Genomic DNA, 12,031 nt, shown 5'->3' on the forward strand with positions numbered 1-12,031 from the left:
CGTCCATCGCAGCCGGCTCCCGCTCCGGCTCGCGCCGTGCCGGCGGCTGTCGCCTGTCACACGCCCGGGCGAACGGTGCGGCCGGCTCGCGTCGGCGCTACGGCCGCCAGTTGGCGTGCCGCTCCCAGAACGCCACGCTGCGCCTGTACGCCTCGCGGTCCAGCGGCACGCCCGAGCCGCCCTCCTCCACGCCGAGCGCGTTGCGCATCATCGTGATCGGCGCCATCGGCAGTTCCTCCGGCGTCATCGTGTACAGGCAGCCGACCACGCCCCAGTCGGCGTCGATCGGCGAACCCTCCTTGGCCAGTTGCTCGCGGCTGTACAGGATCGGCAGCAGGTAGCCGGCCACCGGCGGCTCGACGCCCTCGAACCAGCGCACCAGCACCGGCAGTTCCTCGCGGCTGCGCGCCTCGTAGGCGCTGCGCAGCAGCTGGCGGTTGCCGTCGTCGATCGCCACCACCGAGCACCGCGTGGAGGTCCAGTTGCGGTGCACGTGCAGCTTGCAGAACGGTGCGTAGCCGTCGAGCACCTGCAGCGGCGCGTGCTCGTTGAGGTGGCGCTCGAACTGCTCGGCGCCGCAGTCCTGGATGGCGGTGCGGCGCCCGTCGCGCGGGAACAGGCGGCTGCGGGCGAACGGCGTCAGGACGATGGACATGGCAGGCACGGACCGGCTCAGGCGGCGTGCGCCAGCGCGTGGTCGATGGCGGCGCGGATGGCGGCCACCTGCGCGGCGTTGCACTGCTCCGGCGTGGCCCTCGGGCTGTCCGGGTAGACCTCGGTGGTGGTGCGGTAACGGGCAGGGGTGATGCTGGCGCACAGGCCCAGCGCGGTGCAGTCGTATTCGATCACCCCCGGCGCCACCACCGGCGAGCCGATGATCTCGCCCTCGCCGTCCGCCGGGGCGATGTGGGTCACCTCGGCGACGGCGGCGTTGACCGCCTGCTGGAAGGCCGGCTCCGGCGCGGCGCTGTCGGCACACAGGTAGAAGCCGTCGGGGATCGTGCCCGGCTCGAACGGCTTGCCGTCGCGCGCGGCAAGCGCCGGGCGGAACTCGCTCTCGTCGCTGTCGGTGGTCTCGTGCAGGTCGATGTGCATGAGCACGGTGTCGCGCAGCGGCGCCACCAGCCGCATCAGCGCCGCCGATTCCTGCGCCGGGCTGTCCGCGCGGAACGAGCGGTTCGGATCGAGCGCGTCGGCGTTCCAGCGCTGGATGTGCTCGTAGCCCCACGGGCTGACGCACGGCACCAGCAGCACATTGGCACGGCCGGCGTAGTCGCCCGCGTGTTCGCCGGCAAAGCGCAGCGCACCATGCACGCCGCTGGTCTCGTAGCCGTGCACGCCGCCGGTCACCAGCACGGTCGGCAGCGCGTCGTCCCAGCCGCGGCTGCGCAGCGCCAGCAGCGGGTAACGCTCCTGGCCATAGGCAAGCTCGCCGTACTCGTGCACCTGCCAGTGCGAACCCAGCCGCTCCACCGCCGCCACCACGTCGATGGCATGGCTGCGCTGGCGGCGCTGCCGCGCGCACCACTGCGCCTTCTCCGCATCGCCCCAGGGCTGTCCGGGGGTGCCGACGGGATAGAAGGACGGGATGTTCATGACGGTGCTCGCTCGGGCATGGAACGGAAGGCCCGAGACTTTACACCGGTGCCGGCCATTGCCGCTTGGCGCATCCGCCATCGCTGCGGACCTGCGCAGGCCACGTCGCGGCGCGGACCCATGGCAGGCCCGAGCGCCAGCATTCGCCTTGGCCCGTCGCGCCCCTTGCAGCGGCACTGCTCGGTCGAGGACGCAACGTCCATGGGCGCCCCACCTGCGCGGGAGCGACGATTGTTTCCCCGGGCAGCAATGCCCCGCGCGGAAACCGCGGCACCGCGGATGCCTGCGGCGAGCCTGCCCCGGGAGCGTGGGCGGCAGAGATGTTCGAGGCGAAGCGCTTCACCACAGCGAAGCGGGTCGAAGTTCGCCGTGCGAAGCCAGATTCGTGACGATTCGCCTGTAGCCGCGCTATAGGCCAGGAAGCGGTGCGGATATGGACCGCACGGCGGGCTTCGCAGCCCTGACGGCTTCCGCCGCCCGCGCTCCTAGCCGCGGGCCACGTCCTCCGCATCCCGGCCGGTCCATATGCTGTCGACCGCACCGTGCCGCATGCGCCGGCGCGTGTAGCGGGCGATCAGCACGAACGCCGGCACCGCGGCCAGCGCCACCAGGTCGACGACGATCCCGCTGCCGGGGTGATTCCAGCTGCCGCCGATGCCCCACACCCCGGCCAGGCTGGACAGCGGCACCAGCAGCGCCGCCAGCGCGCACAGCCACAGCAGCTCGCAGGCGCCCTGCGCGGCACCGCGCCAAAGCGCCCAGGCCGTGGCCGCCAGGAACACGGCGTAGTAGATGCCGGTATGCCAGGCCATCAGGTCCTGCACCTGCGCCGGCAGCCACTTGGCCGCGGCCACCGTGGCGGAGATGCCGGCCACGCAGCCCAGCGACACGCCCACCGTCAGCGCGCCCATGACCCGGGCCGAGCGCTTCTGCGCCACCGGCGTGCCGTGGCGCGCCTTCCTGCGCCGCGACTCGATCCACAGCAGGTTGCCGGTGTAGAACAGCATCGCCCCGGCCAGGCCGAGCGCGAAGTACATCCAGCGCACCGGATTGCCGCCGAAGCTGCCGAAATGGAGCATGAAGAAGCTGTTGACCGCGGTGTCCCAGCCATCCATATGCCCGGGCAGGTCGTGCGGGTCCACCTCGCCCGTGTACGGATCCAGGTGGGCGCTGGCATAGGTGCGCGCACGGGTGCCGTAGCGGATGTCCAGGCCGGTCACCCGCGCCTCCAGCCGGCCGTGGTCCTCGGCGAAGCCCAGGCTGTGCACCTCGAAGCCCGGCAGTTGCCGCCGCACCCGCTGCAGCAGCTCGGCCGGCGCCAGCGGCACCGCGCCGGGCGGTGGTGCCGGTTCGGCCTGCTCGCCCCATTCGATGCGCTGGTCGTAGACCGCCTTCTCCTGCACCTCGTAGAACTGGTCGTGGAAGGCGAACACCACGCAGGTCAGCGCCATGATCAGGTGGAACGGCAGGCTGACCACGCCCAGCGCGTTGTGCGCGTCCAGCCACATGCGCTTGAGGTTCTTGCCGATGCGCAGGGCGAAGAAGTCCTTGGCCAGCGTCGGCAGCAGCACGATCAGCCCCGATACCAGCGCCACCGCGTAGGCCAGCGACACCGCACCCATGATCGGCCGCGACACCGCGTCGGGGAACGGCAGGCCGACGTACTGGTGCAGGCGGTCCACCAGCTCGGCGGCCCTGGCCTTGCGCAGCTTCTCCACCTTCAGGCTGCCGTCCGGCGCGAAGTTGGCGCCGTACTCGGTGAACTGGCGCCGGCCCTGCCCGCGTTCGCGCCAGATCACCCGCGCCGGCTGGTCCGGGGTGATGTCCACCACCACCGAATGGTTGCGCGCCGCCTGCGGATGTGCGGCCAGCACCGCGGCGACCAGCTCCGGCGCGCGCTGCAGCGGCACCGGCTCGCCCAGCGCCGAGGGCGGCGTGGCCCAGCGCTCCAGCGGCTTCTCGAACATGGTGATGGAGCCGGCGTAGAACGCCACGAACAGCATCAGCCCGGTCACGATGCCGACCCAGATGTGCACGTCCTTGTAGACCTTGACGATGTCGCTGCGCAGCTTCATGCCCTCATCCCAGCGCCGTGCGCACGGCCCACAGCAGCGCGAAGCCGAGCACGTTGGCCGCGCCCAGCCACAGCCACGCGCGCAGGCTGTCGCGGAACAGGAACACGAAGCTCAGCACGCCGGCCCACACCGGCGCCATCAGCCACATGTTGAACTGCGCCTTGCCGCCGCCGGCGCCGATGCCGCCCGGCCCCAGCCAGGCGAACAGGCCGGATGCCGCCAGCGCCAGGCCGAAGCCCAGCACCGCGCCGGCGCAGGTCTTGCCCAGCCAGTGGCGGCTTTGCAGCCTGGCCGGCCCGGCGCTCATCGCGCCCTCCGCCGCCGCGCCCGCCACGCGCCCAGGAACGGCGCGGCCGACCCCACCAGCATCAGCAGCGTCAGCCAGGCGAACACGGCCGCGCCCGAGCCCATGACCGGCAGCAGCAGCGCCAGCGACAGTGCCAGGCAGGCGCTGCCGGGCAGCCAGCGCCGGCGCGACGGCCACGGCCCGGCCGCGCGCCACTGCTGCTGGGGCGAGGCGACGTACAGCAGCATCGTCCCCAGCGTGCCGGCCAGCGCGGCCAGCAGCGCAATCCAGCCAGCGCCCACCATCACCAGATGAAGCGCGCCGTGGCGGTCACCACGCGGCCGCTGCCGTAGTAGCACGAGGACACGCCGCCGCAGGTGGAGACATAGGTCTTGTCGGCCAGGTTGCTGGCGTTGAGCGCCAGCTGCACGGCCGTGGCGCCGAAGCGGCCGGCGTCGTAGCGGATCGCCGCGTCGAACAGGGTGTAGGACGGGATGCGGTACAGGTTGGCGCTGTCGCCATAGCTCTCGCCGTTGTAGCGCACGCCGGCGGCCAGGCTCAGGCCCGCCAATGCACCGGCCTGGAAGGTGTAGTCGCCCCACAGCGCGGCGGTCCAGTCCGGCACCATCGCCAGCTGCCTGCCCTTGTAGCCGTTGTTGCTGCGGGTGACTTCCGAATCCATCCACGACGCCGCGCCGATCACGCTGAAGCCGTCGAACGGGGTGATGCGCGCCTCCAGTTCGACGCCGCGCACGCGGCCCTCGCCGTCCTGGACCTGGCACTGGCTGCTGCCGCTCGCACCGCAGCCATCGGCATGGTCGGGGTCGTTGGTCAGGATGTTCTGCTGGCGCAGGTCGTAGGCGGCCACGGTGAACAGGCCGTCGAAACCGGCCGGCTGGTACTTCAGGCCGGCTTCCCACTGCTTGCCGGTGATCGGGTCGAACGGCGTGCGCGCGTAGCTCATGTTGGTATCGGTGCCCGCCGGCTGGAACGACTCGGCGTAGCTGACGTAGGGGGTGAGGCCGTTGTCGGCCACGTACAGCACCCCGGCATTGCCGCTGAAGGCCTTGTTGTCGATCCGGGTCGGTACGCGCGCCCCGTACACGCCGCTGACCGCGTTGTAGGAGCGGGTCCAGGTGTCGTCCTTGGTCCAGTCGTAGCGCCCGCCCAGGGTGAGGCGCCACTTGTCCAGCGCGATCTGGTCCTGCAGGTACACGCCGGTCTGGCGGTTGACGCCGCCGGAGTAGGCGATGCTGGTGGTGACCGGGACGTAGCCGGTGTAGACCGGGTTGAAGATGTCGATGTCGAGCGGGCTGTTCATCGCGCCGCGCGCGCCGTCCCAGTCCGCCCTCTGCCAGTCCACGCCGAACAGCAGCGTGTGCTCGGCGGCGCCGGTGGCGAACCGGCCGGTCAGGCGGGTGTCCAGCGTGTCGCCGTCCGAGTCGCCGGTGCCCCAGGTGGCGCGGCGCTTCTGGGTGCGGCCGTCGGCATTGAGCCCGCCGTTGGTCACCACGGTGCGGAACAGCGAGTCCACATGCGTGCGGCGCGCGCTCTGGCTCAGCGTCCAGTGCTCGTTGAAGCCGTGCTCGAACAGCCAGCCGGCGGTCCAGAGGGTGCGGTCGAAGGTGTTCCAGTTCGGCTCGCCGATGAAGGTGGTGTTCTTCATCCGCCCGTACGGCGTGGCCACCAGGGTGCCGGCCATCGGCAGGAACTGGTAGGTCGAGCCGCCGTCGTCCTTCTGGTACAGGCCGAGCAGGGTCAGGCGGGTGCGCTCGGCGATCTGCCAGGTGTAGCTGGGCGCCAGGAACCAATGCTTCTGCTCGGTGTGCTTGATCTGGGTGTCGCCGTCGCGGTACAGCCCGACCAGGCGGAACAGGTGGTCGTCGCCGGTGCTGCCGGCGCCGACGTCGAAGGCGGTGCCGTACTGGCCGTTGCCGTCCACGTTCAGCCGCAGCTGCTGCTCCTGGTCCGGCGTCGGCGTCTTGCTGACCTGGTTGACCATGCCGCCCGGGGCGACCTGGCCGTACATCACCGCCGACGGTCCCTTGAGCACCTCCACCCGGTCCAGGTTCCAGCTGTCGAACATGGAACGGTTCCACTGGCTGCCCTGCGGCGCGCGCATGCCGTCCAGGGTGACGTTGTTGGACCAGCTGCCGGCGTCGAAGCCGCGGATGCGGAAGTCGTCCACGCGGTTGTCGATGCCGCTGCTCTCCAGGCTGACGCCGGCGACGTAGCGCATGGCCTCGTTGAGGTTCTGCACGCCGCGCGCATCCAGCTCCTCGCGCGCGATCACCGACAGCGACTGCGCCGTCTCGGCCACCGGGGTGTTGGTCTTGGTGGCGCCGCTGGCGCTGGTGGTGGCGCGGTAGGCGTTCACCCGCACCGCGTCGAGATCGACCGGGTCGGCATCGCCGCGCGCGGCCGACGGCGACTGCTCGGCCACGGCGGTACCGGACAGCAGCGCGCAGGACAGGAGAAGGACGAGACGGCGGCGGCGCGGCGCACGCAGGGAGCTGCAACGGGACATGACGGGACCTCGGTGTATCGAAACGAAGCGCGGGAACGGGCTCGCCCACGCTGGCCGGCGCGGATTGTCCTGCAAATGAGAATAGTTATCAAACCTATCGCCAGGACGGCGGTTGCATCCGACACTTCATTTCACATCCATCGCGATAAAGAGATATGATTCGCACCCCGCCACGGCCGCCGCCGCGATGACCCAGATCAGCTTCGAGTTCTACCCGCCCAAGACCGACGAGCAGCGCGCGCAGCTGGACCGCACCGCCAGCCGGCTCGGCAAGTTCGCTCCCGAGTACGTGTCGTGCACCTTCGGCGCCGGCGGCTCCACCCTCAGCTACACCTCCGAGACGGTGCGCCACCTCAAGCAGCACCACGGCTTCGACGCCGCGCCGCACCTGTCGTGCGTGGGCGGCAGCCGCGAGGAGATCCGCGAGCTGCTCAAGCTCTACCGCGCCATCGGCTGCCGCCGCATCGTCGCCCTGCGCGGCGACCTGCCCTCGGGCATGGGCCATCCCGGCGACCTGCGCTATGCCGCCGACCTGATCGCCTTCATCCGCGCCGAGCACGGCGACGCCTTCCGCATCGAGGTCGGCGCCTACCCGGAAACCCATCCCCAGGCCAGCGACGCGCTCGCCGACCTGCGCCACTTCAAGGCCAAGGTCGATGCCGGTGCCGATGCCGCGATCACCCAGTACTTCTACAACGCCGACGCCTATTTCCGCTTCGTCGACGACGCGCGCCGGCTCGGCGTGGACGTGCCGATCGTGCCCGGCATCATGCCGATCTCCAACTTCAGCCAGCTGCGGCGCTTCTCCGAACAGTGCGGGGCTCAGATCCCGCGCTGGATCGACAGGCGCATGCAGGCCTATGGCGACGATGCCGATTCGGTGAAGGCGTTCGGCGCCGACGTGGTCGCGCAGCTGTGCCGGCGCCTGCTCGACGGCGGTGCGCCCGGGCTGCACTTCTACACGCTCAACCTGGCCAGGCCGGCCACCGCGGTGCTGTCGCGGCTTTCCTGAATCGAGGAAAAATCGCGGCAGAGACCCGCGACAAATTGTCACTGCTGGAATTTCCGCAAGACCGGCTTGGTCTATCATCGCGCACCCAAGCGCCGTACCCGGGCGCCTGATAACTCCATTCCAGGCCAGCCAGCCATCGTTCCGCCCCTGCGGCCGTCCGACCTTCAGCAAGCGCGCCTTATCGACATGCCCCGCCCGCCGGGGTTGATGAGGACAACCATGCGCAATTTCCCCCGCGTTACCCCCTTGGCCGCACTGATCGGCCTGGCCCTCGCCGCACCGGCCTTTGCCGACGAGGCCGTCGACCTGCCGCGGGTGGACGTCACCGCCACCAAGCCCACGATCAAGCTCGACACCCCCGGCACCGTCACGGTGATCGACCGCGAGCGCATCGACCGCTACATGGTGCAGAACATCCGCGACCTGGTGCGCTACGAGCCCGGCGTGTCGGTGGTCGGCAGCCCCGGCCGCTTCGGCCTGGAGAGCTTCAACATCCGCGGCCTGGCCGGCAACCGCACCCGCATCGAGGTCGACGGCGTGTCGCTGCCGGCATCGTTCGCCTCCGCCGTCGCCGGCAGCAGCCTGCGCGCCGGCCGCAACCAGATCGACGTTGACAACATCAAGGACGTGGAGATCGTGCGTGGCCCGGCCTCCGCGCTGTACGCCTCCGACGCGCTCGGCGGCGTGGTCAACCTGAGGACCAAGGACCCGATCGACTACCTGCAGCCGGGCAAGACCTTCGGCGGCCAGGCCAAGGTCTCCTACGACAGCGTCGACGACAGCAAGGGCGCGGTGGCCACCGTCGCCTTCGGCGACGTGCGCGACAGCCTGCTGCTGCAGGCCAGCTACCGCGAGGGCCACGAGACCGAGAACAAGGGCGAGGTCGGCGGCACCGGCGCCACCCGCACCCGCGCCGAGCCGCAGGACTACAAGCAGACCGGCTTCCTGGCCAAGTACGTGCACAACGCCGACAGCGGCCGCCGCGACTTCGTCGGCATAGAGAGCGCACGCACCGACACCGACACCAACGGGCTGAGCAGCGTCACCGGCGCGGCCAGCTACTACCTGGCGCAGGACAGCAACCGCCGCTTCAAGCTGAACTTCGGCCAGTCCTACCGCGAGTTGGGCAGCGCGCTGGCCGACAGCCTGGATTGGAACGGCTACTGGCAGAAGACCTCCAGCCGCACCAACACCCAGACCGATACCGCCGCCTACCGCCGCTACTACTACGTGCTGCCGTCGCAGGAAAAGACCTACGGCGGCAAGCTGGTGGCGGAGAAGCGCTTGGAGGGCGGCGGCGTCGGCCAGACCCTCAGCTACGGCCTGGAACTGTCGCGCACCACGCCCAAGGGCTATGCCGACGGCTACGGCGTGAGCAAGACCACCGGGCTCAGCGGATCGGCCTCGCCCTACCTGCCCAGCACCTACCCGCTACATCTGTTCCCCAAGAGCGACACCGATCGCTACGCGCTGTTCGCCCAGGACCGGATCGAGCTGGCCGACGGCCGCCTGAGCATCGTGCCCGGCGTGCGCGTGGACCGCTACGAGTACAAGCCCGGCGACGACGCGCTGTACTACTCCCAGGTCGGCAACGCCGCCGCCTCGGACTACACGGCCACCGAGGTCTCGCCCAAGCTGGGCCTGCAATGGAAGTTCAGCGACGGCCTGAGCGCCTACTTCAACTATGCCGAGGGCTTCCGCCCGCCGCTGTACAACGAGATCGACGGCGCCTGGTCCGAGCGCTTCCCGCCGTACGCCAACATCGCCTTCATCCCCAACGCGGACCTGAAGAAGGAGACCAGCCGCGGCGGCGAGATCGGCGTGCGCGGCAACGGCGACGCCGGCTGGTTCAACGTCGCCGGCTACTACACCTACTACGACGACTTCATCTGGAGCGGATACCAGCTTCCCGCCGGCGACATCCCCTCGTGGGTCCTGGCGCTGGTGCCCGGCGCGTTCACCACCATGGTGTTCCAGTCGGTCAATGCCGAGCACGCCATCATCAAGGGCGTGGAAGCCAGCGGCCAGCTGCGCCTGGGCTACTTCTCCGACGCGCTCGCCGGATGGTCGGTCAACGCCAGCGCCTCGATCGCCAACGGCCGCCTGATCCAGCCGGGCGACAGCGGCTACACCCCGCTCAACACGGTGGACCCGGCCAAGGCCGTGCTCGGCATCGCCTACGACGGCGAGCGCTGGGGCGCGGAACTGGTCGGCACCGGCGTGCGCCGCCACAGCCGGCTCGACGATTCCACCGTGTTCCGCCCGCCGGGCTACGGCAAGATCGACCTGTTCGCCCACTACCGCCCCACCCGCAACCTGGAACTCAACGTCGGCCTGAACAACCTGACCGACCGCACGTACTGGGAATGGGGCAGCCTGCAGAGCAGCCTGCTCGGCACCAAGCCGGGCAGCACCGCCCCGGACACGGTGTCGTCCAGCAGCGGCGTCCTGGACATGTACACCATGCCCGGCCGCAGCATCAGCGCCTCGCTGCGCTACACCTTCTGAGCAGGACGCCAAGCAAGCCGGCCAGGACCGGCCCGGGACTCCCCGGGCCGGTCCTGGCCGATCCCCGGAGACTCGCCCCCATGTCCACCGATGTCCTTTCCTCGCCCTCGCTGTCCCTGCGCCTGAAGCAGGAGACCGAACCGCAGCACCTGCGCATGCACGCACTGATGGAACGCGCGCAGCCGTTCTCCAGCCGCGAACGCTATGCCGGCTTCGTCGCCGTGCAGTACCTGTTCCAGCGCGACGTCGAGCACCTGTTCGACGACCCGCAGGTGCGCGCCGCGGTCGACGACCTCGACGCCCGCGGCCGCCTGGCCGCCGCACTGGCCGACCTGCAGGATCTCGGCGCGCCCGTGCCCGAGGAGGCAGCGCTGGCTACCGCCGGGATCGCCATGCCGGCGGCACTGGGCTGGCTCTACGTCTCCGAGGGCTCCACCCTCGGCGCCGCCTTCCTGTTCAAGGAAGCCCGCGACCGGCTCGGCCTGTCGAGCGGGTTCGGCGCGCGCAACCTGGCCGCCTACCCCGAGGGCCGCGCCCGGGTGTGGCGGCGCTTCGTCGAGTCGCTGGACAGCGAGCGCGTCGCCGCCGGGCAGCACGATGCCGTCATCGCCGGCGCCAATGCCGCCTACGACCGCTTCGGCACGCTGCTGCAGGCGACCTTCGCCCTGGCCTGACCCGCCTCCGGCCTCGACAGCCCACGCCGACGCAGCCCCCAATCAGCGGCGGCGCCGGGCGTGCGCGGTGCGATCGCGGCTCCCTCTACCGTCAGCCTGCCGGCTGGATCGTGGCCACGCCCTGCGCGCCATGGCGCCGCGCCTCGGCGACCGCGTCCACGTCGAGGCCGCTGGCGTACAGCGGCAGCGCCACCTGCTCGCGCAGCCGCTCGAAACCGCGCCAGCCGAGCGCGTCCGGCGCCGCCGGCCCGGCCTGCACCGGCCCGACCACGGCGAAGTCGCAGCCCAGCGCCTGCGCCGCGCGCAACTGCCCGGCGTCCTCGCACGAGGCGGCCAGCAGGCCCGGCACTGGCCGCGCATCGAGCCCGCGAAGCTGGGCCGGTTCCAGGTGCAGGCCGATGCCCAGTTCGGCGGCCAGCCCGGCATCGCCGCCCAGCAGCCAGCGCACCTTGCGCCGCGCGAACCGCCGCAGCGTGCTGCGCAGCAGCGCCGGCCACGCCGCATCGCGGCCGGGCGCACGCAACTGCACCAGCGACACCCCGTCCTCGATGGCCTGCTCCAGGCCGCCGAGCCAGGCCTGCTCGCCATCCGGCGCGGACGTCACCAGGTAGCGATCGGGATCGCGCAGCAGCGCCACCACCGGCTGGTCGGCCGGCGGCATCGAGTAGCGCGGCAGCCGCTCGGGCAGCACCCAGGTCAGCGGCTGGCCTTCGCGCCCGCGCGCATGGCCGCTCCATGCAGACACGCGCCGCACCTCCAGCCGCAGCCGCTTGTCCGGATACTGCTGCGGCACCTCCATCAGCAGCGGGCCGACCTCTGCCTCGATGCCCAGTTCCTCGCGCAGCTCCCGCACCAGCGCCTGCTCGGAGGTCTCGCCCGGCTCCAGCTTGCCGCCGGGAAACTCCCACAGCCCGGCGAGATCGCTTTTCCCGGTCCTGCGCGTGAGCAGGATGCGGCCACGCCTGTCGGCGATCACAGCGGCGACGACGTGGATGGAACGCAAGGACTCTGGCATGGGGCCAAGCTTAGCCGACAACCAGGATCCTGCATCGCCCCGGCGACCGATCCTCCCCTCATGTAGAGCCGAGCCTGCTCGGCTGAAGCCTTCCCGGTAACGCCCAGCCGAGCAAGCCCGGCTCTACGGCGCGACGCCGCAGCAGGAACCATTCCGAAGAGGAAGCCCCCTTGGCAAGGAGGCGCGGCGCAGCCGCGGGGATCGGAAGCAACGAGCCGGGGCCCGGACTTCGCAACGCGAAGTTTGGGGCGCAGCGGGCGAAGCCTGGTGTGCGCCCTCCCCGTTGGATAGGAGGGCGCGGCGACGGCCACGGGAATCGGAAGCAAAGTCCGTGAGCC

Annotated in this window: 10 protein-coding genes; 3 read left to right on the forward strand and 7 right to left on the reverse strand. The window is 70.9% G+C overall.

Annotated elements, in window-relative coordinates; genetic code table 11:
• Positions 1 to 97 precede the first annotated feature (97 nt).
• The 6 genes from LRX76_RS07485 to LRX76_RS07510 form a co-directional block, all read right to left on the reverse strand.
• Positions 98 to 655: a DUF3228 family protein gene (locus tag LRX76_RS07485; protein WP_231803660.1), complete on the reverse strand. Its 558-nt coding sequence runs from the start codon at positions 653 to 655 to the stop codon at positions 98 to 100.
• Between the two features lie 17 nt (positions 656 to 672).
• Entirely contained in the window at positions 673 to 1,596 is a 924-nt protein-coding gene (locus LRX76_RS07490) for a M14 family metallocarboxypeptidase (protein ID WP_231803663.1), read from the reverse strand.
• Positions 1,597 to 2,081: 485 nt separating this feature from the next.
• On the reverse strand, positions 2,082 to 3,671 hold the full coding sequence (locus LRX76_RS07495; RefSeq protein ID WP_231803665.1) for a PepSY-associated TM helix domain-containing protein: 1,590 nt from the start codon (positions 3,669 to 3,671) through the stop codon (positions 2,082 to 2,084).
• A 4-nt stretch (positions 3,672 to 3,675) separates the two neighbouring features.
• Positions 3,676 to 3,978, reverse strand: a complete 303-nt coding sequence (locus LRX76_RS07500; RefSeq protein WP_231803667.1) for a hypothetical protein — start codon at positions 3,976 to 3,978, stop codon at positions 3,676 to 3,678.
• Positions 3,975 to 4,265 (reverse strand): hypothetical protein, encoded by a 291-nt coding sequence (locus tag LRX76_RS07505; RefSeq protein ID WP_231803669.1) that lies wholly within the window; start codon positions 4,263 to 4,265, stop codon positions 3,975 to 3,977. Before LRX76_RS07505 ends, LRX76_RS07500 begins: the two co-directional genes overlap by 4 nt.
• Positions 4,262 to 6,484 carry a TonB-dependent siderophore receptor gene (locus LRX76_RS07510; RefSeq protein ID WP_231803671.1) on the reverse strand — a complete coding sequence of 741 codons (2,223 nt, stop codon included), beginning with the start codon at positions 6,482 to 6,484 and terminating at the stop codon, positions 4,262 to 4,264. The genes LRX76_RS07505 and LRX76_RS07510 overlap by 4 nt, the downstream gene beginning before the upstream one ends.
• Positions 6,485 to 6,671: 187 nt before the next feature.
• Here LRX76_RS07510 and metF point away from each other — a divergent pair, with 187 nt between their 5' ends.
• From metF to LRX76_RS07525, 3 genes are all read left to right on the forward strand, one after another.
• Complete coding sequence (gene metF / locus LRX76_RS07515; protein ID WP_231803673.1) at positions 6,672 to 7,496, forward strand: methylenetetrahydrofolate reductase [NAD(P)H]; 825 nt, start codon at positions 6,672 to 6,674, stop codon at positions 7,494 to 7,496.
• A 219-nt stretch (positions 7,497 to 7,715) separates the two neighbouring features.
• Positions 7,716 to 10,004, forward strand: a complete 2,289-nt coding sequence (locus LRX76_RS07520) for a TonB-dependent hemoglobin/transferrin/lactoferrin family receptor (RefSeq protein ID WP_231803675.1) — start codon at positions 7,716 to 7,718, stop codon at positions 10,002 to 10,004.
• Between the two features lie 80 nt (positions 10,005 to 10,084).
• Complete coding sequence (locus LRX76_RS07525; protein WP_231803677.1) at positions 10,085 to 10,678, forward strand: biliverdin-producing heme oxygenase; 594 nt, start codon at positions 10,085 to 10,087, stop codon at positions 10,676 to 10,678.
• 91 nt (positions 10,679 to 10,769) lie between these two features.
• Here the strand turns inward: LRX76_RS07525 and LRX76_RS07530 are convergent, their stop codons facing one another.
• Positions 10,770 to 11,693, reverse strand: a complete 924-nt coding sequence (locus tag LRX76_RS07530) for a Nudix family hydrolase (RefSeq protein ID WP_269450766.1) — start codon at positions 11,691 to 11,693, stop codon at positions 10,770 to 10,772.
• Positions 11,694 to 12,031: the final 338 nt, after the last annotated feature.

The sequence above is a fragment of the Stenotrophomonas sp. MMGLT7 genome, assembly GCF_021168555.1.
Taxonomy (GTDB): domain Bacteria; phylum Pseudomonadota; class Gammaproteobacteria; order Xanthomonadales; family Xanthomonadaceae; genus MMGLT7.